Genomic DNA, 24561 nt, shown 5'->3' on the forward strand with positions numbered 1-24561 from the left:
TGTCACTGCTTTTTTATTTGAGAAAGAAAAAGCTGCGCAACAACCTTGGCAGGCCGTCGCGCAGCGACTTAGTTCAAATAGCAATATAAATAAATAGCTAATAAGGTAGGGCGTGCGGGGAATTGGATTCTGGAATTTTCCGCATATCCAGGTGTTTGCCTCTCGAACACACACGTCCGAATGTGGCGGATGCTAATCCGACACAGGCGAACGCGTGTTGTGAGAGCAAGCAAACAACGGATATGTGAAAATGTAAGAATGCAATTCCCCGCACGCCCGGCTCTTTTATTGAATCTGCCCTTATATTTTTATTTGACTGCAATGGCCTCGATCTCGCACAGCATGCCCTTCGGCAGATCCTTTACTGCGACGCAGCTTCTTGCCGGCTTGGAGGTGAAGTAATCTGCATACACTCTGTTGAATGCTGGCAGGTGCCGCAGCCACAGTTCCTGCCCGCGGCACCTGGTCAGTATTTTACTTCTGCTGTACTCCAGCCATCTCGCTCACAACATCCAGGAATACGTTTGCGCCTGCTACGCAGTCCTCATCCGGTGTGTACTCCTTCGGGTTGTGGCTGATGCCCTTGATGCTCGGCACAAAGATCATGGCAGTCGGACAGATGCGCGCCATCATCTGGGCATCCTGGCCTGCGCCGGAAGTCATGCGGCGGGTATTCAGTCCTCTTGCTGCGGCTGCTGCCTCAATTTTCTTTACGATACCCTCATCAAACGGAACCGGATCAAACTCAGTCAGACGCTCGCTGCTGATCTTGACATGATCGGTCTCCTCCAGTTCTTTGAAGTAAGCGGCAAGAGTCTTCTCATCTGCATCCAGCTTTTCCTTGTTCGGATTTCTTAAATCCACTGTCATAATGGCTTTGGACGGAATGACGTTGATGGCGTTCGGCTCATGCTCGATGCAGCCTACGGTTGCCACGCCGCCGGATTTCTTCACCAGCTCTCTTAAGAACACGTTGATCTTTGCTGCGGCCAGACCAGCATCCACTCTTAAGTTGGTCGGGGTGGTTCCTGCGTGGTTTGCAACACCCTCAATGGTGACACGCTGCCAGTGAATGCCCTGCAGATTCTCAACCGCGCCAATCTTCACACCCTCTACATCCATGATCGGTCCCTGCTCAATGTGCAGCTCCACGAATGCCTCCGGCTGTAAGAATCCCGGCTCCACGGTTCCTTCGTAACCGATGCGCTTTAACTCCTCACCCAGGATGGTACCGTCGGTGCCGACCGTTTTTAATACTTCATCCACCGGAAGTCCGCCTGCGTAAACCAGGGAGCCCATCATATCCGGTGAGTAGCGCACACCCTCCTCATTGGTGAAGGCGCCAACCACGATCGGCCTCTCACTCTGATAGCCTGCATCCTTTAAGGTCTTGATGACTTCGATGCCGCCGATGACACCCAGGCATCCATCATACTGGCCTGCGTTGATGACAGTATCAATGTGGGATCCAACCATCAGAGGCTTTTTGTCCTTATTCTCCTCAGTCTCCCAGATTCCGAAGATGTTGCCGATGCGGTCTACCACTACCTTCAGACCTGCATCTTTCATCCAACTGACTACCTTGTCTCTGCCCTGCTTCTCGGTGTCGGAAGCAGCAAGACGGGTTCTTCTTCCCTCTTCATCCTTGCCGATTGCTCCCAGTTCATTGATTCTTTCCAGTAATCTTGCCCCATTCACAGATAACATAATGTGTTCCTCCTGTACGTTTTTCTGATTTCAAAGTTTCGTCACTTCCGTAAGTGTTTTATCACTTTTCACCTTTGAAAGCTTCGCTGTCTTCTGTTGTCCTTGTGACCTCAGTATAACAGTCTCCTGCATCGGATTCTATCAATATCCCCCTCATTTTTATCAGATTTATACTAACCTGTTCTCACTTACTATCCTTTTTATCAGTTTTGTGCTATAAAATATCATAAAAGCAATCATTGTATTTTTCAGGAAGGAGAATCGTTTTATGAGTGCGTCATTCCCAAAATGTAACCAGGCCGGAATCGAATTTGTCATTTCTACCAACGAAGATCTCCGGGAGGAAAGCATGTTCCTCTCGGAGGAATTTCCCATTGCCATGTATACACAAAATTTCATCCATGCGGCCTCGGACTCCATTCCGTTTCACTGGCACGATGAACTGCAGATTACCTGGATTTCCGAAGGCGAGCTGGAATACTGCATCAACGGAGATAAATTCAAACTGGGAAGCGATAAGCTTGTGCTAGTCCAGAGCCACCAGCTCCACAGTTCCCACACCACCACCAGCGACGTAAAAACCCTGTGCATCAACTTTACCCCGGAGATTTTTCATCCCCTGATTTTAAAGAAATACATCCAGCCCATGCTGGACAGCCACGCCTTTGCCTATTCCCTGCTGCTGTTAAAACCCTATCAGATAACAATGCTGAAAAAACTCCAGAACTGGAAAAAAGAACCCCTTGGATACTTCTCTGTCATGAACTTTTTATCCCAGGTGTTCGAAGAAATTTTGAAAGAATTTGAAGAAGATACCGAAACCCCTGACCGGGAAGAAACACGGCTGTTCCACGAAATGCTTGGCTTCGTCCACGCCAATTTCGCCCAGCCGCTTTCCGTGAAGGACATTGCGGATTCCGTGATCTTAAACAAGAACCGCTGCACCGCCCTCTTTAAAAAATATACCAACATGTCCCCCATCAAATATTTAAACGAATACCGCCTCTACACCGCGAAAAATATGATCCTCCACACCGACAAATCCATCTCCGATATCAGTGCCGATGTGGGGTATAACCAGATCAGTCACTTTATAGAGCAGTTCCGGTTAAGTTACGGGATGTCACCTCTGAAATACCGGAACAAATTTGGGCGCGAAGCCTTATAATGCCCGGATATCTCCGATCAACTGATCTTTCTCCGCTTCCGTAGTCGCCCAGCTGGTGCAGAACCGCACGACTTTGCGTCCATCTTCCAGCGTCCGCTCCTGCTCGAAAGTATACTCTTTTGCCAGCTGCTCTGCCTGTTCGTCAGTCACGATCACGAACTGCTGGTTGGTATAGCTGTCCACGAACTCCGGGATACCTTTTTCTTTGAAGGCTGCCTTGATTTCCATGGCGTAGGCATCCGCCTGGGCAGTCATCTTCTCGTAGGTGTCATCCTCCAAAAGCGCACAGAACTGCAGTCCCAGAAGCCAGCCCTTTGCCAGCACTGCGCCGTTCTGCTTCATATAGGTGCGGAATTTCCGTGCCAGTCCGGCGTTGGTGATGACCAGAGCCTCGCCAAAGAGCGCACCACATTTCGTTCCGCCAATATAGAATACATCGGTCAGCTCTGCCAGTTTCTCCAGAGTCACATCATTCTTCACAGAACCAAGCCCATAGCCCAGACGCGCGCCGTCCACGAATAGATACATGCCATATTCATCACAGACCTTGCGGATATCCTTCAGATCCTGCTCAGAATACAGGGTGCCCCACTCGGTCGGGAAAGAGATGTAAACCATTTTCGGCTCACAGAGATAGTTTGGCTCCCCTGCCTCATAATAAGATTTAACTGCCTTGCAGATCTGCTCTGCCGTAATGGTTCCGTCTGCAGATGGAAGCGGCACCAGCTTATGCCCGGTGTTCTCGATGGAACCGGCTTCATGGGCATACACATGACCAGAATCCGGGCAGATGACACTCTGGATCGGGCTTAACGCTGCCGCATGGACAATAAAGTTTGCCTGGGTTGCACCCGGGAAGAAATGAACAGCTGCCTCCGGTGCGTTGCATTTTTTCCGGATCAGGTCCGCTGCCTTTTCACACCAGGTATCCTCTCCGTATCCGTCATAGCTTTCGGCATTGGTCTCTGCCAGCTTCTCTAAAATTTTGGCACAGGCGCCGCGGTTGTAATCATTGTGTAAACGAATCATGATATTTGACTCTCCTCTTCTCCGCATAAAATGCGTTTCGTTTTTCCCCATTATAGCAGTCTGTTCCCATTCTGTCACGGAAAGAATCCCGCTTTCTGCATATACTACTATCAGAAGGCGGGGTGATGCAGGATGCTGGCATGGTTCTTCTATCTCATGGATGCCATAAAAAAGCTGCTGTAGCGTTGCATTTTTTCATTCCCGGCGCTATAATAAAACCGCTGCACCGGTTCCGGGAGGAATGCGCATTCTGCGTATCGCCAGTGTCTAGGCTCACCTTTCAGAATATCCCGTAGAACACTCGGCGGCCGGGCGCGGCTTTCAAAATAATAAAAATATTGAGACGGAACTAATAAAGAGTCCGGGCGTACTGGGAATTGAATTCTTACATTTTCACATATCCGTTGTTTGCTTGCTTTCGCTGACACGCGTTCGCCTGTGTCGGATTAGCATCCGCCACATTCGGACATGTGTGCTCAAGATGCAAACACCTGGATATGCGGAAAATTCCAGAATCCAATTCCTCGCACGCCCTGCTTTATTGGCTGTGCTACGAAAAGAATAGTGGCTGCAGGCATGTATTGGTCTTGTTAGGATAATAAAGGCTATGACCGGAAGGATACTGACCAAGGCGGCAGTTATGTGCCGGCAGAGCCTCTTTGGATTGCTTGATTAGCCCATACCTGGAGAAAACGGACACGTCAAGGTCGCGTAAGCGCTTGTTATAACCTTGATGTGTCCGTTTTTTTCAGGTATCCTATAGCAAGCAAGCGTAAGAGGTTTAAACCAATACATTGCGCTTGCGCGGTTTTTTATCTCTAGCGGAACCAATACAGCAGGAAGTGAATGAGACCGCTTTCCGGGATTTTCAGCATATCAGGTGTTTGCATCTTGAACACACGTGTACGAATGCAGCGGATGTAGTCCGATGCAGGCGAACGCGTGTTGTGAGAGCAAGCAAACAACGATATGTGAAAATAGAGGAAGGCGGTCTCTTTCACTTCCGGACCTTTATTCGTTCCGTCCTATAATTGCAATTTTCTATCACCTTCCGGTAAAACAGAATCGTCAGCGCCGTCGCCGCAAACCACCCAAAGGGCCAGGCCATCCAGATTCCGGTGCTTCCAAACTTTGGTGTCAGCAAATGCGCAAACCCGATCCGCAAAATCAGGTCCGGAACCGTTGCCGCTACAAAATAGGCCATGGCCCCGGAGCCGCGGATAATACCATCTGTCATCAGCTTTATGGAAATCATAAAATACAGAGGCGATACGATCCGCAAAAAGGCCATTCCGGCATGGATTGCCTCTTCACTCTCCGCATTCAGGAACAGTCCCATCATTCCCCGGCTGAAAACAAAATATAGGATCACGAAAGGCAGCGCTGCAAATTCTGCCAGCTTTATCCCGGTTCGAAAGCCCAGGGACAGGCGTGCCGGTTTTCCTGCGCCCAGATTCTGGGCCGTGTAGCTGGAAAGGCAGGAGCCAAGCGTCATGAAGGTGTTGATGGCAAAGGTATTTAACTTGATAGCTCCGGAGTACCCGGCTACCACAGCAGATCCATAGCTGTTCACGATCTCCTGCACAAACAGGTTTCCTACGCTTAACACACTCTGCTGCATAATGCTCGGCACCGCAATAGAAATGATCCGCCAGAGCAGGCTTCTGTCAAACAGCGGTTGTCTCTCCAGTTCCCTGGTATATGCTGCAAGCCTGCGCCACAGCGTCAAAAATGCCAGCACCGCCGACACGCCCTGCGCCAGGAAAGTGGCCCATGCCACACCGGCTACCCCCCACTGAAACTGTGCCACAAACAGATAGTCCAGAAAAATATTTCCCAGAGAAGAACCGATCAGAAAATACAGCGGCGTTTTCGAATCGCCAAGCGCGGTAAATATGCCGGTGCACACGTTGTAAAACAGCAGAAAGCTCAGACCGTACACATAAATCTTCAGATACAGAACACCGTCTGCCATAATATCTTCCGGTGTATGGATCCAGCGCATCATGGCTCCGCTGCAGAAATATCCAAATACACTGAGTACCACACTCAGCACAAGCACGGAAATAAATGCAGTCGATACCGCACGCCTGAGCCCTGCCTTATCTCCGGCTCCAAACAATCTGGAAATCACCACCGAAGCACCCAGATTCATGCCCACCGCAAAGGCCATGTAGATGATCGTAATCGGGTAGGATGCTCCCACTGCCCCCAGTGCCGATTCCCCCGCAAATTTTCCCGCGATCATGCTGTCCGCGATATTATAAAACTGCTGGAAGATCACACTGATCATCAGCGGCAGCAAAAAACGCCAGAGGATCTTATCCGGATGTTCCTTTGTCAAATCTGTGATCATTTGTATCCCTCCATCTCCTGGTTACTGTTTACTGTTACTGTTCACGCGTTGCGCAAACAGCAACGGATTTTGCCGATGCTTCGCATTCCAAATCGGCAAAATCTGCTGCCACCACGATATCATACGGCATTTTCAGTTCAGAAAATGCCTACCCGTGTACAGTAACTGTTTACTTACATCATACCATACTATGCGCTCTGTTTCATTTGACATTTTGCCTTTATCCGATATAATAATTTCATTACATAACCATCGAGCGTAATCAATAAGGAGTGACATCATGGAATTACTGCAATTACGATACTTTCTGGTCGCAGCCCAGTACCAGCATATCACAAAAGCTGCTGAACATCTGCGTATTGCGCAGCCTGCCCTTTCCCAGTCGATCCACCGTCTGGAAGCCGAGCTTGGGGTTCCGCTTTTTACGCGCCATAACCGGAGTATTGAATTAAACGAAGAAGGCCGTTTTCTCCAGCAGCGGCTCATCCCCATCTTAAACAGTCTGGATCAGATTCCGGAGGAGCTTCAAAAAGGCAAGTACCAGATGAACCACACCGTCCATCTGCGTCTGCTGTCAGCTTCTTCCCTGATCACCAGCCGCATCATTGCCTACCGCAGTCTTCATCCGGAGGTGAGCTTCCAGCTCTATCAGAATCCGGATCAGGATGATAACTTTGATCTTTGCGTATCTGCCCGGAGGGCTGACACTGTTTCGGAGCACAGTGCCCACAATGACTTTGCGGACGATGTCATGGTCATGCTGGAGGAGGAGCTCTACCTTGCCGTTCCCACTCATTCCGATTTTGGTCAGAAAACAACAATCCGCCTCTCTGAGACCAGAGACGCGGATTATATCTGCCTTGCCGGTTCCCACCCTATCAGGCAGATCACCAACAGCTATTTTGAAGAGGAGGGATTTTCTCCTCATATTGTATTTGAAAGTGACACCACGGAATCGGTGCGCAACCTGATCGCGGCCGGCATGGGAATCGGGTTCTGGCCCCAGCACTCCTGGGGTACCATCCCGGAAAAGCTGGCAGACTCCCCGGAACAGTTTCCGGTCCGGCTGCTTCATATTGAAGACCGCGTCTGCCGCCGCCAGATCACGCTGACCCGCTCTGAAAAAGGGCGGAACAATCCCGTTATCACGGATTTCTGTAATTTTCTTATGTGTCAGAAATAATCTGGGAACAGCTGCATTTTACAGCCCATTATAATAGCTGCCCTTCTGCTGGCTCGCTTTTAATCTGCTCAGGGCTCTCGCCATGGAGGCCCTGGACATATGGTATTCCCGGATGCTCTGCTTCTGACGGAGCTGTTCCTTTGCCCGCTCCAGCGCCTGGCGCGCCCGCACCTGATCGATGTCCTCTGGGCGCTCTGCCGTGTCCACTACAACGGTCACACGGTTGTTGGCCACCTGGACAATGCCAAGTCCGACTACTGCCCGGTGCCAGTCTGTTTCCCCTGGAATGCGAAACCTAAGCTCGCCCTCCTGTGAAGCCAGGATCATGGCTTCCCGGTGCGGCAGGATTCCTACCTCTCCATCATGGGCCGGCACCACCAGTGCCTCACAGCTGCCATCATAAAATACATGGTCACTGGCTATGACCTTAAGCCAGAATGTCGACATGGCTTTTGCTCCCTTCTGTTTTGAACCGCCAGGATTCTTCCTGACGGTTTCTGTTCTGATTTCTGTTTTGGAATTTCATCTCATCCGTTTTCTGCGTTCTGCGCCATCTTATGCGCCTTCTCCACAACCTCATCGATGGTTCCGACATTGAAAAAGGCTGCTTCCGGATAGGCATCCATCTCTCCGTCAATGATGGCCTTAAAGCCGCGGACTGTTTCTTTTACCGGCACATATTTGCCCGGAATGCCAGTAAAGTTCTCAGCCACATGGAAGGGCTGGGACAAGAATCTCTGAATCTTTCTGGCACGGCTTACTGTCAGCTTGTCCTCATCCGAGAGTTCCTCCATACCCAGAATTGCGATGATATCCTGCAGCTCTTTGTATTTCTGAAGCATCTCCTTTACCTGGTTGGCTACCTGGTAATGCTCCTTTCCAACGACATCCTCCTCCAGGATACGGGAAGATGATTCCAGCGGATCCACGGCCGGATAGATACCCTGCTCCACAATCTTTCGGGAGAGTACCGTGGTGGCATCCAGATGCGCAAAGGTCGTTGCCGGAGCCGGATCCGTCAGATCATCAGCCGGTACATATACGGCCTGGACGGAAGTAACGGAACCATTTTTCGTGGAAGCGATCCGCTCCTGCAGTTCGCCCAGATCAGTAGCCAGTGTCGGCTGGTATCCTACTGCGGACGGCATACGTCCAAGCAGTGCCGATACCTCGGAACCGGCCTGGATAAAACGGAAAATGTTATCGATGAACAGCAGTACATTCTGATGCTCCACATCACGGAAATACTCTGCCATGGTAAGTCCGGTCTCAGCTACCCTCATTCTGGCACCCGGGGACTCATTCATCTGGCCGAATACCAGCGCGGTCTTTTTTAATACGCCAGATTCTCCCATCTCCGTCCACAGATCGTTTCCTTCACGGGAACGCTCACCAACGCCGGTGAATATGGAATAACCGCCATGCTCTGTTGCAATGTTGGTGATCAGCTCCTGGATCAGCACCGTCTTTCCGACACCGGCACCGCCAAACAGACCAATCTTACCGCCCTTGGCGTATGGTGCCAGAAGATCAATGACTTTGATGCCGGTCTCCAGCATCTCTGCCACCGGGCTCTGGTCCTCAAAAGAAGGCGGATCACGGTGGATCACCCATTTCTGTTCTCCATCCAGGCTTTCACCTCCATCAATGGTCTCGCCTAATACGTTAAACAGTCTTCCCAGTGTTTTTTCTCCCACCGGTACCTGAATACCGCTTCCGGTAGCCTCCACTTCCATATCACGGTGAAGTCCCTCGCTGGCGGAAAGCATCACACACCGGACCACATCTCCGCCGATGTGCTGGGCTACCTCCATCACGCAGCGCTTTCCCTGATTCTCTACGACCAGCGCATCCTGAATATGCGGAAGGTTTCCATCTTCAAAGGCCACATCTACCACAGGCCCCATGACCTGTATGATCTTTCCCTTGCTCATGACTTTCTCCTTATCTTATCCTGTTATCTCTTTTTCTTTCTCTGTGCCCTGGCACCTCCCACTACCTCGGTAATCTCCTGGGTAATGGCCGCCTGGCGCAGACGGTTATATTCCATAGACAGCTCAGAAAGCAGGGCCGCAGCATTGTCGCTGGCGGACTGCATTGCCATCATTCGTTCATTCTGTTCACTGCAGAAGGACTCCACCAGCGCACCGAATATAAAACCGGTCACATAGTTCGGTACCACATGGTCCATAACCGCCTCCGGCGAAGGTACCATGCGGATTTCCTCCTGATGAATGTCTGCCGGAATGGAAATGCCACTGAAATTCTCTCTTTTTAACGGAAGAAGCTGTTCCATTCTGGTCTCCGTTTTCATACTGTTGATCATCTGGGTATACAGAATCCAGACCTCATCGACCCGGCCTTCCATGAAATCCTCAATCAGTGTGGACGCGATACAGCGTGCCCGGTGCATGGTCGGATTCTGGACCGTATAATGAAACTGCTTCTCAATCGGCAGCTGCCTGGATTCAAAATAAGCACGTCCAAGCTCACCCACCACATACAAGCGGTTGTTTTTCCCGGCTTCCATCCATTCCTGAGCCTGCTTTAACACATTATGGTTATAAGAACCGGCCAGGCCCTTATCTCCGGTTATGACCAGAAGACCGCGCACCCGTTTTTCCTTCGGAATTGTTTCCCGCGCATCAAAATACGCATGCCTGGTATCCGGCATATGACGCAGGATCCTGTGGATCAGGCTCTGAAGTGTGTAAAAGTACGGCTCCGTATCTGCCAGAAGCTTTTTGCTCTTCTTCATCTTGGTGGAAGAGATCAAATACATGGCACTGGTGATCTTTCTGGTATCCTGAATGCTCTTTATTCGGCTCTGGATCTCTCTTGCGTTTGCCATACTGCCTCCTTGAACTCTTTCGCAGCCGCGGTAATCCGCTCTGCCAGCTCATCACTCAAAACCTTTTTCTCTGCCAGTTCTTTCCCGATCTCCGGATGATGGTTCGCGAACCATTCCAGCATGTTCATCTGAAAGTCCTTGATCCGTTCTACCTCCACATCCAGCATCACGCGGTGAGTTGCTGCACAGAGAGTGATGACCTGCTCCGGCATGGACAGCGGACGTCCAAGCGGCTGCTTCAGCAGCTCCATCAGACGCTTTCCGTAAGCCAGCTGCTCTTTGGTGGTCTCATCCAGATCGGAACTGAACTGGGTAAAGACCTCCATCTCACGGTACTGGGCCAGGTCAATACGGATACTTCCGCTGGCCTTCTTCATAGCCTTGGTCTGGGCCGCGCCGCCCACACGGGATACAGAAAGTCCTACATTGACCGCCGGACGCTGACCGGAGAAGAACAGGTCACTTTCCAGAAAGATCTGTCCATCCGTGATGGAAATGACATTGGTCGGAATGTACGCAGATACATCGCCCGCCTGTGTCTCAATGATCGGAAGCGCCGTAATGGAACCGCCGCCCAGTGCATCGCTTAAGCGGCTGGACCGCTCCAGCAGTCTGGAGTGCAGATAAAACACATCACCCGGATATGCCTCACGTCCCGGAGAACGCTCCAGCAACAGAGACAATGCACGGTAAGCAACTGCATGCTTGGACAGATCATCATAGACGATCAGCACATCTCTGCCCTGACGCATGAAAAACTCCGCCATGGCCGTACCTGCATACGGAGCAATATACTGAAGCGGTGCCGGATCACTGGCAGTAGACGCCATCACAATGGTGTAGTCCATGGCATCGTGTGTCTTTAAGGTATTGACCAGCTTGGCAATCGTGGAAGCCTTCTGGCCAATGGCCACATAGATGCAGATCACGCCCTTGCCCTTCTGGTTTAACATGGTGTCTACGGCAATGGACGTCTTACCGGTCTGACGGTCACCGATGATCAGTTCTCGCTGTCCGCGTCCGATCGGGAACATGGAATCAATCGCCAGAATACCGGTCTCCATCGGCTCGCTGACGGATTTACGGTCTACAATACCGGGCGCTTCAGCCTCAACCGGAAGCCAGTCCTCCTCTTTCGCCGGTCCCAGACCATCGATCGGCTCGCCCAGGGCATTGACCACACGCCCTAAAAACGCGTTTCCGACCGGAACACCGGCCCTCTTCTTCGTCCGGGTCACCCGGCTTCCCTCTACGATCTCCGTATCCTTTCCAAACAGGATGCAGCCGATCTCATTTTTCCGGATATCCTGTACCATGCCTTTTACGCCGCACTCGAATATCACGATTTCCCCGTACATGGCATGATCGATGCCATAGACAATGGCAATGCCATCGCCCACCCAGATGACGGTTCCGGTTTCCCGGGTTTCCCCTGCGTGGGCGTCAAAATCTTCAATCTCTCCTTTTATGATGGAGATGATCTCCTGAGAACTGATTGTACTCATCTTCTGTCTCCTATCTAGTTTCTTCGAACATCCGCCTGAGCTGTCCGCTCAGACTGTAGTCATATTCCACATCACCGGTCTGCAGCACAAAACCGCCGATCAGCTCCGGAGCCTCCTGCATGGACAGCTCCACGCTGTTCTTTCCATACGTTTTACACAGAAGCTCTTTCATGGCCTTGACTTCTGCCGCATCCGGCTCTGTCACATAGCGAAGCTTCGCGGAAAGAATCCCTGCCGCCTCGCGGCTCTTTTCATCCCGGATTCGAACCATGTCCTCCATCTGGTCACTGCATCCGGCCTCACAGATCTTCTTCAGAAAATTCCGCATGTTCCGGGAAAAGTCCGGGCTCTGAAAAACCCGGTCGATGATGGTTTCCTTTTTATTCTGCCGGATCACCGGACTTTTCAGAACCTGCGCAAGCTGCGGATTTTCCCTCAGAATGCTTTCGCAGGTCCGGATCATAGTCTCCGGAAGCTTCAGCTCATACAACACGGTTCCGTAAAGTCTTGCCTGTTCAGTCATGCTTTTCCCCCGTATCTGCCAGAAATGCCGCAAACCGTTTCCGGTCCGCTTCCCGGCCGCTGTTTTCCTTCAAAAGCTTCTCAGCCGCAGTCGCAGCCAGCTCCTTCGTCAGGCCCTGAAGCTCTCTTAACGTCTTTTCGCGCTCCAGGCCGATCATCCGGTCAGCCTGTTCCAGTTTCTTTGCCGCGTCCTCATCCGCCTGCCGCAGAATCTTTTCATATTCTGTTCTGCCCATCTTCTTCGCATCTTCCAGAATCCGGCCGGCCTGATCCTCTGCTTCCCGCAGGGAGCCTTCATACTGCTCTTTCAGCCGGATGGCCTCCTGCTTTTCACTTGCGGCATCATTTAAATCTGCCTCCACCTGTGCCTGCCGCTTTTCCATGATCTCCATCAGCGGCTTCATAAGGAAATGTTTCAGGAACAGATACAGCACCAGAAGGTTGATGACCGTAAAGGCAATATTCCAAAAATTTATGTTTAACATAGTACCTGCCCTTCTCTGCTTCCGAGTTCTTGATTATTTCAGGAAGAGAATGATCAGAAGACCGATTACAAAGCCGTAAATTGCGGTAGCCTCTGCCAGCGCACAGCCAAGAAGAAGCGCCTTGGTGATCTTGCCGTCTGCCTCCGGCTGTCTTGCGATAGCGTCTACAGCCTTAGAGGTTGCAAGTCCGATTCCGATTCCTGCTCCAACACCTGTGATAACTGCTGCTGCTGCACCGATTGCGATTAATCCTGACATAATTCATTTCTCCTTTTCTCTCTCGTTTTAACCTTTTTACCAGCGGTCCGTCGCTTTCGCGCTTACTCGACCGCCTCTTTTATATATAATGATGTGAGGAACACAAAGACGTAAGCCTGGATCACTCCATCAAATATATCGAAATATCCGCTGAACGGAAGCGGAACCACCACCGGAAGCAGATACTTGATCAGCGCCATGACAACCACTGCACCAAGCACGTTTCCAAACAACCGCATACAAAGGGAAAGCGGCCGGATAAACAGTTCCAGTACATTGATCGGCGCAATGATCGGAATCGGCTCCGCAAAGCTTTTGAGCCATCCTTTTATGCCCCGTTTCCGGATTCCCGCTGCCTCCACCAGCACAATGCTCATCACTGCAAGGGAAGCCGTCACATTCAGATCCTTCGTCGGCGATTTGAAGCCCAGAAGTCCGATCATGTTCGCAATCGCAATATAAAGCATCACCGTGATCAGATACGGAATATACGCTTTTCCGTCTTTGCCGAGAAGATCCGCAAAGAAACGGTAGAGAAACGTAAAGCCGCTTTCCAGAGCTGCCTGCTTCTTCCCGATGTTTCTCATCTTCAGGCCCTTCACCAGGATCAGCGAACCGATCATCATGATGGCCATAATGATCCAGGTAACCACCACTGATTCCAGCACCGGGATACCGCCAAACAAAGGAATGGTAAATACCGTGTTGCAGTTTAATTCCTCCATCAGGGATTCCACCAGCTTATCCATATACTCACACTCCTTTCTCTTTCGCTCTGTCCGTAATTATAAGCATCTGTTTTTTTCTTATCAATTTTATTTTTCTTATCATCACATAACATTCACGTTATTAACTGAAATTTTACACAATTTTCGCATCCAGGTGATGCAATATTGGGTATTTTTTCAAAAGATGTTTTGATTTCGTCAAAAAAACAGAAGCTGTATTTTCGCTCATCTTGAAAATACAGCTTCTGTTTTTCTATTTTTTGGTAATGTTTATCCCTTATGCCTCATCGATCGCATGTCCGATATCATGACGCATATATTTATTATCGAAGTCAATCCACTCCGTTGCCTTATAGGCATTGGCACGGGCTTCTTTTAAGTTGCTGCCGGTTGCGGTTACGCCCAGCACGCGGCCGCCGTTGGTTACCACACGGCCCTGGTCGTCAAACTTGCTGCCTGCGTGGAATACATAATAGCCTTCTTTGTCTCTAAAGTTCTCCAGGCCGCGGATTTCAAAGCCCTTCTCGTAATGTTCCGGATAACCTGCGGAAGCCAGGACGACACAGACTGCCGCGTTATCCTCAAACTCCAGCTCAATCTGATCCAGGGTGCCGTCGATGCAGGCCTCAAACAGATCAACCAGATCGTTCTTCATGCGCGGAAGCACAACCTGGGTCTCCGGATCTCCGAATCTGGCATTGTATTCCAGTACCTTCGGACCGTCTGCAGTCAGCATCAGGCCAAAGAAGATGATGCCCTTAAATTCTCTGCCCTCTGCCTTCATGGCATCGACCGTCTTCTGATAAATGTGTTCTTTACAGAACGCATCCACCTCCGGGGTGTAGAACGGGCTTGGAGAGAAGGTTCCCATGCCGCCGGTGTTCAGTCCCTGATCGCCGTCCTTCGCGCGTTTGTGATCCTGCGCGGAGGTCATGATCTTGATGGTCTTTCCGTCTACGAAGGATAACACAGAAACCTCACGTCCGGTCATGAATTCCTCAATGACGATCTCATCCCCGGCGGAGCCGAACTGCTTATCCATCATCAGGGTCTTGACGCCTGCCTTTGCCTCTTCCAGATCCTTGCAGATCAGAACGCCCTTGCCCAGTGCCAGGCCGTCTGCCTTTAATACGATCGGCATCTTTGCGGTTTCGAGGTAAGCCAGTGCCTTTTCCGGGTCGTTGAAGGTCTCATAAGCCGCAGTCGGAATGCCGTATTTTTTCATCAGGTCTTTGGAAAATGCCTTGGAGCCCTCCAGAATCGCTGCGTTGGCTCTCGGACCAAAGGCACGGAGGCCTGCTGCCTCAAATGCGTCCACTGCGCCTGCTGCCAACGGATCATCCGGTGCTACCACCGTTAAGTCAATCTCATGCTCTTTCGCGAATGCCACCAGCTTGTCAAACTCCATCACGCCAATGTTCACGCACTCTGCCACCTCTGCAATGCCTGCATTGCCCGGTGCGCAGTACAGTTTCTCTACCTTCGGACTCTTTGCCAGTTTCCATGCAATGGCATGCTCTCTTCCGCCGCCGCCTACGATCAAAATTTTCATCTGCCTGTTCCTCCTGTCTTTCCTTACACCACAGACAGACCGGAAGTTAGCCGGTCTGCCCTTATCGTTTTTTTATTTTATTTTCCCGTTCGCAATCAGGTCAATGGCCTGCGGAAGCAGCTTCCACTCGGCCTGCTCCATAACCCTGCGCTGCAGCACTTCCGGGGTATCCCCCTCCTGTACCTCCACCGCTTTCTGCAAAATGATCGGGCCGGTGTCCATGCCGCTGTCCACGAAATGAACCGTTGCTCCGGTCACCTTCACGCCTCTTGCCAGCGCTGCCTCATGCACCTTCAGTCCATAGTAGCCCACACCGCAGAAAGACGGGATCAGGGACGGATGGATGTTGATGATCTTATGCTCGTATTTCTCGATCATAGCTGCCGGGATCTTTACCAGGAAACCGGCCAGCACAATGAGATCCAGATGGTACTCGTCTACCTTTGCCAGAAACGCCTCATTAAACGCGTCGCGGCTCTCATAGTCCTTCGGGGAAATGCACAGGGCTTCCACACCGTGCTTCTTTGCCCGCTCCAGGGCATAGGCGCCCGGATTGTTGCTGATGACTACTGCAATCTCGGCATTGGTGATCTTGCCTGCATCCACTGCATCCAGAATTGCCTGTAAGTTGGTGCCGCCGCCGGACACCATGACACCGACTCTTAACATAAGGTCACTCCCTTTTCGCCTTCCTCAATGGAACCAATCACATACGGAACATCGCCGGTGGCCTTGATGGCTTCCATGGTCTTCTCCACATCTGCCGGATCCACGGCAACGATCATGCCAATACCCATGTTGAAGGTGTTGTACATCATCTCCTCCGCGATGTCGCCTTTCTCTGCCAACATCTTGAAGATAGCCGGTACCTCGTAGCTGTCTTTCTTGATCACAGCGCGGGTACCTTCCTTTAACATACGCGGAACGTTCTCGTAGAAACCGCCGCCGGTGATATGGCTGCATGCCTTCACGGTCACGCCTGCGTTCTTCACGCTCTTTAATGCCTTGACATAGATGCGGGTCGGAGCCAGAAGTGCCTCACCCAGAGTCTTGCCAAGAGCATCATAATAAGTATCCAGACCTTCCTTGGTCAGCTCCTTCTCAAATACCTTGCGCACCAGGGAGAATCCATTGGAATGTACGCCGGTGGATGCCATGCCGATGAGCACATCGCCAGCCTTTAAGTGTTCGCCGGTAATCATCTCTTTCTTATCGCAGACACCAACCGCAAAACCGGCCAGATCGTAATCCTCCTCCGGCATCAGGCCCGGATGCTCTGCGGTCTCGCCGCCGATCAGGGCAGCCTCAGACTGGAGACATCCTTCTGCAACACCCTTTACGATGTCTGCAATCTTCTCCGGATAGTTCTTGCCGCAGGCAATGTAATCCAGAAAGAATAACGGCTCGCCGCCTGCGCAGGCAATGTCGTTTACGCACATGGCAACGGCATCAATACCGATGGTGTCATGCTTGTCCATGATGATGGCCAGTTTTACTTTGGTACCGCAGCCGTCGGTACCGGATAAGAGCACCGGCTCCTCCATGTTTTTGATCTTAGCCAGGGAGAATGCGCCGGAGAAACCGCCCAGTCCGCCTAACACTTCCTCACGCATGGTCTTCTTTACATGTTCCTTCATCAGCTCTACTGACTTGTATCCTGCCTCAATGTCTACTCCGGCTTTCTTGTAATCCATCTTCTTATCCTCCATGTATCCACACATGTTATTTGTTTTCGTCTTCTATTTTCAGGGCATCCGCTGCGCTTTCAGCCCTTTTTCACTGGTCCTGGTGTCCTGAACTATTTCATCTGTGCCAGATATTCTTTGTATCCGATGCTCTCCAGCTTATCTGCCTTCTTCACGACATCGTTCTTCATCTCTTCGCTGTAGTTTTTGAGTTTCGCCAGCAGCTCCGGGTCAGAGGTCGCCAGGATCTTTGCTGCCAGGATGCCGGCATTGGCACCGCCATTGATGGCTACGGTGGCCACCGGAATTCCTGACGGCATCTGCACGATGGAATACAGGGAATCCACACCGCCCAGGTCAGAGGTCTTCATCGGGATTCCTACAACCGGCATCGGGAACAGCGCTGCACACATACCCGGCAGATGTGCTGCCTTTCCGGCTCCTGCAATGATCACCTTGATGCCCTTTTCCTCTGCGCTCTTCGCCCAATCAAAAAAGATATCCGGCTCGCGGTGCGCGGAAATGATCGTCATCTCATAATCGATTCCGAACTTATCCAGAATCTCTGCTGCCTTTGCCATAACTGGCATATCTGAATCACTGCCCATTACAATTCCTACTTTTGCCATTGTAAGATCTCCTTTTTAGTTTATCATTTTTACTAATAAGTGATTATGTTGTTTAAAGCATTGCTTATTAACATGATAACTGATTTTCCATAGGCAGTCAATACGGAAAATGTAGAAATCATGGGCTGAAGCATCCATTGTATACAAAAAAACGTCAAAAAAGAAGCCCGCCGCCGCAGAATTTCTCCTGCTGCAGCCAGCCTCTCTCCTCTGTTCGAAATGGATTCATTTCCGGCCGGACCGGATCAGCCATCCAGCTCTTCATTCAGTTTTTCTGTTCCTGCAACCACAAACCGTCCGTTCTGGATCAGCGGAAGCTTCCGTCCATCCCTGCAGACTGCCGTGATATCCCCCAACTCGGAATACGGGATTGTGATATCGGTGTGGCATCCGAAATATGCTTTGGAAACATCTTCTTTTCTTAATAAAGAAATCTCGTTATCCCTTGCAATAATTTCCTTGCCGTCCGGATTGTACACGGCAGAATCCTCGCTCCAGCTGTAGCAGGTATCCCCCACCGCAAAATGCGGGCCGGTCTTCTCCGCGATCAGAATTGGGAATTTGTCCATGATGCCGTACTTCTGCGCCACTGCGTAAGCCGTAGTGTTGGTTCCAATGGCAAACTCGCCCATGGGCAAAGTGTCATGGTTCTTTAAGATCTGCTGGCGGATCAGCTTCTTGCCTTCCTCCGGGTCTGAGAAATTGTCACAGGAGTAATTGGTGATCTTTCCGTCCTTGAATTCCATCCGGAAGTTCTTAAACTGAAAATCTCCAATGTAAACCTGGCTCACATGGAGCAGACCCTCGGTTCCGGCCAGCACCGGGGAAGTAAATACTTCGCCCACCGGAATGTTCACATCGGCCACACAGTTTTCAAAGTTCGTCTGCTTTGCCTGATCTGTCAGGGTGTGCAGAAAAATCTTCATCTGCGTCTCATTGCCTGCCCCTGCATTGCCGGTTACGGTCACATACTCTGCCTGATCCAGCACATCTACCAGGTTCTGCTGGATCTTTTTGTACTCCTCATAATCCAGCGTATTGATGCGGATAGTCTCATGGAAAATCTCTGCAAAATCCTTGCCAATCGCCGGTACCGGGAATGCGATGATAGTGAAGCTGGTCTCATCCCCAGGAATATACTGGTTCACCACCGGCATCGCCTCGTTGGAGTAGGCAATCTGCAGTTCCTCCTGCTTTTCGCTCAACGCATAAGCCTCCGGTTTGTTCACCGGCTCAAAGCCATCCTCGCCAAAGGTCTCCACCACGGCCGGTCCGGCATACTCTGTCGCCTGCTTCTTGCAGTTTTCATAAGCGGTGCGCAGCACAGCCAGTTTGCGCTCCTTAAAGGCCTTGTCCAGGTAAATGGCCTGGTCATAGCGGTGATCGTAGTCAAACTGCATGTTGGCAGAGGTGCCGTGGTAACCAATCTTACGGTTCGGACTCATGGTCACAGACCACACAGCTGCACGGTATAAGATCACCTCCAGCCCCATCTCCTCAAACTGACGGATGGCTGCCCGGATCATACGCTCAAAGCCCAGCTCATAACGGATGGACACGGTCTTTTTCTTAGACAGATCACGTCCCATCACCTCAAAGCCCTTGCGGTAGCCCTCTGTGTAGGTGGATGCCATCTTCTCAATGGTCTCCTCCGGCAGGGAATTTAAGTAGGAAGCAATCTGCAGTTCGGAATCGGAAATGTATTCACCAAACCGGTACAGATAGCGAAGATCATTTAAGTCCGACTCCATGATAATGTCTTTTGCAAAACTTAAGCCCGGATCCAGCTGTTCCCGGATGCGGTAGGTCAGCGTTACATCGGTATAGTCGCTGAAGAACCAGTACAGAACATCCCGCACAGCCCGCGCCTGGGGCTCGCCATCCTCAAACATGTTGTAAATCTCAATCAGCGTCTCACACAAAATCGTAATGTCGGTCAGTCTGCATTCATAAGCAAAGACAATGGCTGCCCGAAACTGTGCGTAAAAAGCAGAAAGCAGCGGGCCAAGATCGGCGCCCAGCATCCGCACCGCATAGACCGGATCGGCATAGCTTTCCGCATAATGCTCCGGCAGAATATCCGCGTAAAGTTTGTGGTTTAACTGCTGCAGTTCTTCCAGCGTAAAACCGTCTAAGTCCTCCCGCAGCTGCAGCCTTGCCAGTTCCTCAATCTGTGCGGTAAATGCTGCCATCTGGTTAAAATAGCTGCGATACGGCTCCGCCACCCGCTCCTCAGACGGGATCTCTAAAATCCGCTCCATGGCAAGATCATACCGCTCCCTGATATTTGTATTTTCCTCATTCCATAATTCCTGATATTTCACCATATATTAATATCCTTTCCTGAAGCTAAATCACAGTCAGCACACCGATCACCAGCATGCCAAGCCAGCAGAACAGCAAAACTCCACCCACGATGGTGCCAATCCGTGCCAGAATATAGTTGACTTCCTTCATTTTCAGTGTTTTCACACCGCAGATCACGGCCTCCACGGAAAACAGCAGGCTGGTCAGTGCCCAGGCTGCCACATCCGGTCCGCCGCTTCCCTGGTTTACAATGCTGTTTCCAAGACTAAAACAGAAACAGACAAGCCCCACCACGGCAAAGGCCAGACAGAAAAAGCTCTGCTTCGGCATGGGCTTACGGATATAGGATATGCGTTTTTTCTTATTTTTCATCATTTCCGTTTTCTCCTTCTGATCCGGACTTTTTGTACCACCCGGTGGGTGAAAAAGCCCAGCATGCCACCCAGTGTATTTAAAAACAGGTCATCAACATCAAAGCTTCCCACCCGGAAGACCAGCTGGGTGATTTCAATGCACAGGCTCAAACAGAAGCTGAACAGAAACGTATTATAAAACTTTTTGCTTCTGCGGCTGATGATCGGCAGAAAGAACCCGCACGGCATGAAACCTACTACGTTGCCCACAATATTTAAAAGGAATGCTTCCATTCCCAGTGATTTTCGATATTTATAAAAACGCCGGATTTCCTTAAATGGCTCCAGATTGTACGAATACTCCCGCAGATCCGGATTGCGCCCAAGGGATTCCGCAAAAAACATAAAATAAACCAGCAAGGCCAGGTAAGCAATGAAAAGCACCCAGCCCAGCTTCTGATTTCTGGTCGTATTCCTGATCATACTTTCCGACAAAACTCCTTTTTATAATACAAACACTACAAGCAAAGAGGCAGTCTCCGCCCGAAACCTGTCGCAGAAACTGCCGCCCCCTGTATCTTTTCGTAATAATCTGCTGAGGAACGCCCGCCCTGCAAACATTCCCCAGCCCTCTGTCCATCTAAAATGTAATCTCGCCCTTGCGCTTTAACAGCAGTCCGCCGCAGACGATGGACATGATGCCCACGGTCACGCCGGTCACCAGAATGATGACTCCCACTGCGATGCTGCACGCGCCGGTGCGCTGCATGGTCTTATAAACCCTTTCCATAAAAATCTCCTCACTCCGCTGCGACGCAGCATTGCAAAATTTAATGCTTACTCTTCTGCACCATACTGCTCATAGTATGCGTCAATGGCTGCCTTTAAGGTGTCATCGATGATGACTTTTCCTTTGTAAGGCTTGTTGTAGAGATGCTCTACCACATCTGCCATGGTTACGATGGCAGTGGTCTTGAAACCATACTTCTCCGCAATCTCCTTCAGCGCGGACTTGGTGCCTTTGCCGCGCTCCATACGGTCTACGGAAACAACCAGGCCAAGCACATCTACATCGCCCTGGGCCTTGATGATCGGCAGAGTCTCCTCAATGGAGGTACCAGCAGTGGTAACATCCTCGATGATCACGACTTTGTCACCGTCCTTGATCGGGCTGCCCAGCAGGATGCCCTTGTCGCCGTGGTCCTTGACTTCTTTCCGGTTGGAGCAGTAACGGATATCTGCGTCGTACATCTCGCTGATGGACATGGTAGCAGCAACGGTTAACGGAATACCCTTGTAAGCCGGTCCAAACAAAACGTCAAAATCGGTGCCGAAGGTCTCTTTGATGGCACGCGCATAGTACTGGCCCAGGCGGCGCAGCTGCGCGCCGGTGCGGTAGAAGCCGGTGTTTACGAAGAACGGGGTCTTACGGCCGGATTTGGTTACAAAATCACCAAATTTTAATACTTCGCAGTCAATCATAAATTCAATAAATTCTTTCTTGTAATCTTCCATGTTCTTCTCCTTTTCGCTCTGTCTTTCCGGCAGAACCGTCACTATTTATTTTACACATCCGATGAGTTCCCGGATGTCCTCTACCTTCTGTTTCTTCATGAAGTTCTCAATGCCCTCCGCGATTTCCACAGTCGCGTAGGGGTTGTAGAAGTTGGCAGTTCCCACGGAAACTGCGGTGGCGCCGGCCATGATGAACTCCAGCGCATCCTCTGCGGTGGCAATGCCGCCCATGCCGATGATTGGCAGGCTTACCGCATTGGCCACCTGGTAAACCATGCGGACAGCCACCGGTTTTACAGCCGGACCGGACATGCCACCGGTCTTATTGGCAATGGCAAAGGCTCTGCGGTTGATGTCGATTTTCATGCCGGTCAGGGTGTTGATCAGGCTCAGCACATCTGCGCCGCCTGCCTCCGCTGCCTTCGCCATGACAGTGATATCCGTTACGTTCGGACTCAGCTTCATGATAACCGGCTGCTTTGCGTGCTTCTTCACTTCCCGGGTAATGGCCTCCACCGCCTTCGGATCCTGACCGAAAGCGATGCCGCCCTCTTTAACGTTCGGGCAGGAGATGTTGATCTCTAATAAATCCACCGGCTCGTCACCCAGACGCTCTACCACTTCAAGATAATCTTCCGTGGTCTTTCCACAGACATTCACGATGATCTTCGTGTCGTACTGCTTTAAGAACGGGATGTCGCGCTTTACAAATACATCAATGCCCGGGTTCTGCAGGCCGATGGCATTCAGCATGCCGCCGTACACTTCCGCGATACGCGGGGTCGGGTTGCCCGGCCACGGCACATTGGCTACGCCCTTGGTGACCACAGCACCAAGACGGTTTAAATCTACAAATTCGCTGTACTCAGCACCGCTTCCGAAGGTTCCGGACGCTGTCATGACCGGATTTTTTAATTCCACACCGGCAAGATTTACTTTTGTGTTCATTACAGCTCCACCTCCTCTGCAGCAAATACCGGGCCATCTTTGCAGATGCGCTTGTTGTGCACGTGGGAATGCTCGTCAATGTCTTTGGACTTGCAGACGCAGGCCAGGCACGCGCCGATTCCGCAGGCCATCTTCTCTTCCAGGGAAAGCCAGCACTCAATGCCGTTCTCTGCGGCATAAGCCTTTAACGCGCGCAGCATCGGAGTCGGACCGCATGCATAGATGACATCAGCCTCCAAGCCGTTTGCCTTAATCGCATCGATGACATTGCCCTTGGTTCCGGCACTGCCGTCCTCGGTTGCCACATACACCTTGCCGTACTGCTCAAATTCTTTGTTTAAGAATAAGACGTCGCGGTAGCCCAGAACCATCTGCTTCTCACAGTTTAAGTTCTTCGCCAGCTCTAACATCGGCGGGATGCCGATGCCACCGCCAATGAGGAAGGCTTTCTTCTCTTTTAACGGGAAGCCGTTGCCTAACGGTCCCATGATCTCGATATCATCCCCAGCCTGATATGCGGAGAACTCTCTGGTTCCGGCGCCCACCACGCGATATACGATGCGCAGTCTTCCCTGCTCCTTATCCACCTCGCAAAGACTGATCGGGCGCGGAAGCACCTTGCTCTTATCCTTCGTGTATACAGAGATAAACTGTCCCGGCTTTGCAGCTTTCGCAATCTCGTCTGCCTGAATCCACATGCTGCAGATATCGTCTGTCAAAGCTTCCTGGCTGACCACTTTTGCCGTAAGCTTTACTTTTTCCTTCTGAATCGTTTCCATACTCTGCTCCTTCGCTTCTATTACAGTACGCTGTTGATGTCAGCCACCATATCAATGACAGCCTGTCTGGATGCCTCTGCGAAATGCTCTGCGCCAAACTTTGCGTACTTCTCCTGACGGTATGCCGCAATGATGCCGCGGGAGGAGTTAACCACTGCGCCGAGTCCGTCTTCGTTGAAGCAGTTCTTTAAGTCTTTCGCGGTACCGCCCTGTGCGCCGTAGCCCGGTACCAAGAAGTAGGTCTTCGGCATAAGTTTTCTTAAGATGGCGCTCATCTCCGGATAGGTTGCGCCCACAACTGCGCCTACGTTGCTGTACGCGCCGTCCATGGAAGCCTCGCCCCACTCAACGACCTTGGCTGCTACATGCTCGTAAAGCGGCTTGCCGTCAATGAGTCTGTCCTGAAACTCGCCGCTGGAAGGGTTGGAGGTTTTCACCAGTACGAAAATGCCCTTGTCCTCTGCGTTGCAGACATCAACAAACGGCTTTACGCCATCGGTTCCCAGGTACGGGTTTACAGTAAGGAAATCCGTGTTGAAAGCGGAGCAGATGCTGTTTCCAACCTTTACCTTGCCCAGGTGCGCGGTTGCGTATGCTGCGGAGGTAGAACCGATATCGCCGCGCTTTGCGTCGCCGATGACTACAAGGCCCTTCTCCTGGCAATACTTCACAGTCTTGTCATACACCTTTAATCCCTCAATGCCAAACTGCTCGTACATGGCGATCTGCGGTTTCACAGACGGGATCAGATCCCAGGTGTGATCCACGATCTCTTTGTTGAAATTCCAGATGGCGTCTGCCGCGCCCTCTAACGTCTCTCCAAACTCTCCGAAAGACTTCTTTAAAATGTGCTCCGGAATATAGTTTAACATCGGGTCCAATCCCACACAGATCGGTGCCTTTGTCTTCTGAATCTTTTCAATCAGTTTCTGAATCATGGCTTCCTCCTTAAGTGTATGCGTAGCGCATCATATTCTTTTATACTTCCTTTTAATATACCA

General features: G+C 51.0%; 25 protein-coding genes and 1 pseudogene. 2 read left to right on the forward strand and 24 right to left on the reverse strand.

All coding sequences use genetic code 11. The features are described from left to right. Positions 1-308: 308 nt before the first annotated feature. Both WMO41_RS09375 and WMO41_RS09380 read right to left on the reverse strand, forming a co-directional pair. Positions 309-422: pseudogene (locus WMO41_RS09375) on the reverse strand (Rid family hydrolase); the annotation flags it as partial. Between the two features lie 52 nt (positions 423-474). Continuing rightward, complete coding sequence (locus WMO41_RS09380) at positions 475-1707, reverse strand: Zn-dependent hydrolase (protein WP_349229517.1); 1233 nt, start codon at positions 1705-1707, stop codon at positions 475-477. A 268-nt stretch (positions 1708-1975) separates the two neighbouring features. On the opposite strand from WMO41_RS09380, the gene WMO41_RS09385 reads away from it, so the two are divergent. Then, the gene (locus WMO41_RS09385) at positions 1976-2875 is read left to right on the forward strand and encodes an AraC family transcriptional regulator (protein ID WP_349229518.1); all 900 of its coding nucleotides are present in this window, start codon (positions 1976-1978) and stop codon (positions 2873-2875) included. Here WMO41_RS09385 and WMO41_RS09390 read toward each other — a convergent pair. Next, a complete protein-coding gene (locus WMO41_RS09390; protein ID WP_349229519.1) occupies positions 2870-3904 on the reverse strand; it encodes a threonine aldolase family protein in 1035 nt (344 codons plus the stop codon). The two genes, WMO41_RS09385 and WMO41_RS09390, sit on opposite strands and share 6 nt — an antisense overlap. Before the next feature lie 997 nt (positions 3905-4901). After that, positions 4902-6260, reverse strand: coding sequence for an MATE family efflux transporter (locus WMO41_RS09395; RefSeq protein WP_349229520.1), 1359 nt, complete (start codon positions 6258-6260; stop codon positions 4902-4904). A 280-nt stretch (positions 6261-6540) separates the two neighbouring features. Here WMO41_RS09395 and WMO41_RS09400 point away from each other — a divergent pair, with 280 nt between their 5' ends. Then, positions 6541-7443, forward strand: a complete 903-nt coding sequence (locus WMO41_RS09400) for a LysR family transcriptional regulator (protein WP_349229521.1) — start codon at positions 6541-6543, stop codon at positions 7441-7443. Between the two features lie 18 nt (positions 7444-7461). Here the strand turns inward: WMO41_RS09400 and atpC are convergent, their stop codons facing one another. From atpC to pyrF, 20 genes are all read right to left on the reverse strand, one after another. Continuing rightward, positions 7462-7890, reverse strand: a complete 429-nt coding sequence (gene atpC / locus WMO41_RS09405; protein WP_349229522.1) for an ATP synthase F1 subunit epsilon — start codon at positions 7888-7890, stop codon at positions 7462-7464. Positions 7891-7970: 80 nt separating this feature from the next. Then, positions 7971-9377, reverse strand: coding sequence for a F0F1 ATP synthase subunit beta (atpD, locus tag WMO41_RS09410; protein WP_349229523.1), 1407 nt, complete (start codon positions 9375-9377; stop codon positions 7971-7973). A gap of 23 nt (positions 9378-9400) precedes the next feature. Further along, positions 9401-10294 carry an ATP synthase F1 subunit gamma gene (gene atpG / locus WMO41_RS09415; RefSeq protein WP_349229524.1) on the reverse strand — a complete coding sequence of 298 codons (894 nt, stop codon included), beginning with the start codon at positions 10292-10294 and terminating at the stop codon, positions 9401-9403. Next, positions 10261-11799 carry a F0F1 ATP synthase subunit alpha gene (gene atpA / locus WMO41_RS09420; RefSeq protein WP_349229525.1) on the reverse strand — a complete coding sequence of 513 codons (1539 nt, stop codon included), beginning with the start codon at positions 11797-11799 and terminating at the stop codon, positions 10261-10263. Before atpA ends, atpG begins: the two co-directional genes overlap by 34 nt. Positions 11800-11809: 10 nt before the next feature. After that, positions 11810-12322, reverse strand: coding sequence for an ATP synthase F1 subunit delta (atpH, locus tag WMO41_RS09425; protein ID WP_349229526.1), 513 nt, complete (start codon positions 12320-12322; stop codon positions 11810-11812). Continuing rightward, the gene (atpF, locus tag WMO41_RS09430) at positions 12315-12806 is read right to left on the reverse strand and encodes a F0F1 ATP synthase subunit B (RefSeq protein WP_349229527.1); all 492 of its coding nucleotides are present in this window, start codon (positions 12804-12806) and stop codon (positions 12315-12317) included. The genes atpH and atpF overlap by 8 nt, the downstream gene beginning before the upstream one ends. A gap of 33 nt (positions 12807-12839) precedes the next feature. Continuing rightward, positions 12840-13064: an ATP synthase F0 subunit C gene (gene atpE, locus WMO41_RS09435; RefSeq protein ID WP_118534383.1), complete on the reverse strand. Its 225-nt coding sequence runs from the start codon at positions 13062-13064 to the stop codon at positions 12840-12842. 62 nt (positions 13065-13126) lie between these two features. Further along, positions 13127-13813 (reverse strand): F0F1 ATP synthase subunit A, encoded by a 687-nt coding sequence (locus WMO41_RS09440; protein ID WP_349229528.1) that lies wholly within the window; start codon positions 13811-13813, stop codon positions 13127-13129. Positions 13814-14069: 256 nt separating this feature from the next. Next, on the reverse strand, positions 14070-15344 hold the full coding sequence (purD, locus tag WMO41_RS09445; protein WP_349229529.1) for a phosphoribosylamine--glycine ligase: 1275 nt from the start codon (positions 15342-15344) through the stop codon (positions 14070-14072). Positions 15345-15416: 72 nt separating this feature from the next. Beyond that, on the reverse strand, positions 15417-16013 hold the full coding sequence (gene purN, locus WMO41_RS09450; protein ID WP_349229530.1) for a phosphoribosylglycinamide formyltransferase: 597 nt from the start codon (positions 16011-16013) through the stop codon (positions 15417-15419). Further along, the gene (gene purM / locus WMO41_RS09455) at positions 16007-17038 is read right to left on the reverse strand and encodes a phosphoribosylformylglycinamidine cyclo-ligase (protein ID WP_349229567.1); all 1032 of its coding nucleotides are present in this window, start codon (positions 17036-17038) and stop codon (positions 16007-16009) included. Before purM ends, purN begins: the two co-directional genes overlap by 7 nt. Before the next feature lie 104 nt (positions 17039-17142). Further along, a complete protein-coding gene (purE, locus tag WMO41_RS09460) occupies positions 17143-17658 on the reverse strand; it encodes a 5-(carboxyamino)imidazole ribonucleotide mutase (RefSeq protein ID WP_177291307.1) in 516 nt (171 codons plus the stop codon). Positions 17659-17903: 245 nt separating this feature from the next. Beyond that, entirely contained in the window at positions 17904-19985 is a 2082-nt protein-coding gene (locus WMO41_RS09465; protein ID WP_349229531.1) for an aminopeptidase, read from the reverse strand. 22 nt (positions 19986-20007) lie between these two features. Beyond that, positions 20008-20340, reverse strand: a complete 333-nt coding sequence (locus WMO41_RS09470) for a calcium:proton exchanger (protein ID WP_177291528.1) — start codon at positions 20338-20340, stop codon at positions 20008-20010. After that, positions 20337-20801: a VanZ family protein gene (locus tag WMO41_RS09475; protein ID WP_177291527.1), complete on the reverse strand. Its 465-nt coding sequence runs from the start codon at positions 20799-20801 to the stop codon at positions 20337-20339. The genes WMO41_RS09470 and WMO41_RS09475 overlap by 4 nt, the downstream gene beginning before the upstream one ends. A 157-nt stretch (positions 20802-20958) precedes the next feature. Continuing rightward, the gene (locus WMO41_RS09480) at positions 20959-21108 is read right to left on the reverse strand and encodes a hypothetical protein (protein ID WP_177291526.1); all 150 of its coding nucleotides are present in this window, start codon (positions 21106-21108) and stop codon (positions 20959-20961) included. A 47-nt stretch (positions 21109-21155) separates the two neighbouring features. Continuing rightward, positions 21156-21833 (reverse strand): orotate phosphoribosyltransferase, encoded by a 678-nt coding sequence (gene pyrE / locus WMO41_RS09485; protein ID WP_177291525.1) that lies wholly within the window; start codon positions 21831-21833, stop codon positions 21156-21158. Positions 21834-21878: 45 nt separating this feature from the next. Further along, complete coding sequence (locus tag WMO41_RS09490; protein WP_349229532.1) at positions 21879-22781, reverse strand: dihydroorotate dehydrogenase; 903 nt, start codon at positions 22779-22781, stop codon at positions 21879-21881. After that, entirely contained in the window at positions 22781-23560 is a 780-nt protein-coding gene (locus WMO41_RS09495; RefSeq protein WP_349229533.1) for a dihydroorotate dehydrogenase electron transfer subunit, read from the reverse strand. The genes WMO41_RS09490 and WMO41_RS09495 overlap by 1 nt, the downstream gene beginning before the upstream one ends. Before the next feature lie 20 nt (positions 23561-23580). Further along, positions 23581-24498 carry an orotidine-5'-phosphate decarboxylase gene (gene pyrF, locus WMO41_RS09500; RefSeq protein ID WP_177291905.1) on the reverse strand — a complete coding sequence of 306 codons (918 nt, stop codon included), beginning with the start codon at positions 24496-24498 and terminating at the stop codon, positions 23581-23583. Positions 24499-24561 lie beyond the last annotated feature (63 nt).

This window comes from Ventrimonas faecis (assembly GCF_040096075.1).
GTDB lineage: Bacteria > Bacillota > Clostridia > Lachnospirales > Lachnospiraceae > Brotaphodocola > Brotaphodocola faecis.

What these genes read in the sequence shown, in the direction of transcription:
- WMO41_RS09470 (WP_177291528.1), bottom strand. Translation starts at nt 20,340, where the DNA reads ATGATGAAAAATAAGAAAAAACGCATATCCTATATCCGTAAGCCCATG.
- atpD (WP_349229523.1), bottom strand. Translation starts at nt 9,377, where the DNA reads ATGAGCAAGGGAAAGATCATACAGGTCATGGGGCCTGTGGTAGATGTG.
- atpH (WP_349229526.1), bottom strand. Translation starts at nt 12,322, where the DNA reads ATGACTGAACAGGCAAGACTTTACGGAACCGTGTTGTATGAGCTGAAG.
- WMO41_RS09400 (WP_349229521.1), top strand. Translation starts at nt 6,541, where the DNA reads ATGGAATTACTGCAATTACGATACTTTCTGGTCGCAGCCCAGTACCAG.
- WMO41_RS09480 (WP_177291526.1), bottom strand. Translation starts at nt 21,108, where the DNA reads ATGGAAAGGGTTTATAAGACCATGCAGCGCACCGGCGCGTGCAGCATC.
- purD (WP_349229529.1), bottom strand. Translation starts at nt 15,344, where the DNA reads ATGAAAATTTTGATCGTAGGCGGCGGCGGAAGAGAGCATGCCATTGCA.
- pyrF (WP_177291905.1), bottom strand. Translation starts at nt 24,498, where the DNA reads ATGATTCAGAAACTGATTGAAAAGATTCAGAAGACAAAGGCACCGATC.
- atpE (WP_118534383.1), bottom strand. Translation starts at nt 13,064, where the DNA reads ATGTCAGGATTAATCGCAATCGGTGCAGCAGCAGCAGTTATCACAGGT.
- atpC (WP_349229522.1), bottom strand. Translation starts at nt 7,890, where the DNA reads ATGTCGACATTCTGGCTTAAGGTCATAGCCAGTGACCATGTATTTTAT.
- WMO41_RS09475 (WP_177291527.1), bottom strand. Translation starts at nt 20,801, where the DNA reads ATGATCAGGAATACGACCAGAAATCAGAAGCTGGGCTGGGTGCTTTTC.
- atpG (WP_349229524.1), bottom strand. Translation starts at nt 10,294, where the DNA reads ATGGCAAACGCAAGAGAGATCCAGAGCCGAATAAAGAGCATTCAGGAT.
- purM (WP_349229567.1), bottom strand. Translation starts at nt 17,038, where the DNA reads ATGGATTACAAGAAAGCCGGAGTAGACATTGAGGCAGGATACAAGTCA.
- WMO41_RS09380 (WP_349229517.1), bottom strand. Translation starts at nt 1,707, where the DNA reads ATGTTATCTGTGAATGGGGCAAGATTACTGGAAAGAATCAATGAACTG.
- WMO41_RS09395 (WP_349229520.1), bottom strand. Translation starts at nt 6,260, where the DNA reads ATGATCACAGATTTGACAAAGGAACATCCGGATAAGATCCTCTGGCGT.
- WMO41_RS09390 (WP_349229519.1), bottom strand. Translation starts at nt 3,904, where the DNA reads ATGATTCGTTTACACAATGATTACAACCGCGGCGCCTGTGCCAAAATT.
- purE (WP_177291307.1), bottom strand. Translation starts at nt 17,658, where the DNA reads ATGGCAAAAGTAGGAATTGTAATGGGCAGTGATTCAGATATGCCAGTT.
- WMO41_RS09465 (WP_349229531.1), bottom strand. Translation starts at nt 19,985, where the DNA reads ATGGTGAAATATCAGGAATTATGGAATGAGGAAAATACAAATATCAGG.
- WMO41_RS09495 (WP_349229533.1), bottom strand. Translation starts at nt 23,560, where the DNA reads ATGGAAACGATTCAGAAGGAAAAAGTAAAGCTTACGGCAAAAGTGGTC.
- WMO41_RS09385 (WP_349229518.1), top strand. Translation starts at nt 1,976, where the DNA reads ATGAGTGCGTCATTCCCAAAATGTAACCAGGCCGGAATCGAATTTGTC.
- atpF (WP_349229527.1), bottom strand. Translation starts at nt 12,806, where the DNA reads ATGTTAAACATAAATTTTTGGAATATTGCCTTTACGGTCATCAACCTT.
- WMO41_RS09440 (WP_349229528.1), bottom strand. Translation starts at nt 13,813, where the DNA reads ATGGATAAGCTGGTGGAATCCCTGATGGAGGAATTAAACTGCAACACG.
- purN (WP_349229530.1), bottom strand. Translation starts at nt 16,013, where the DNA reads ATGTTAAGAGTCGGTGTCATGGTGTCCGGCGGCGGCACCAACTTACAG.
- atpA (WP_349229525.1), bottom strand. Translation starts at nt 11,799, where the DNA reads ATGAGTACAATCAGTTCTCAGGAGATCATCTCCATCATAAAAGGAGAG.
- pyrE (WP_177291525.1), bottom strand. Translation starts at nt 21,833, where the DNA reads ATGGAAGATTACAAGAAAGAATTTATTGAATTTATGATTGACTGCGAA.
- WMO41_RS09490 (WP_349229532.1), bottom strand. Translation starts at nt 22,781, where the DNA reads ATGAACACAAAAGTAAATCTTGCCGGTGTGGAATTAAAAAATCCGGTC.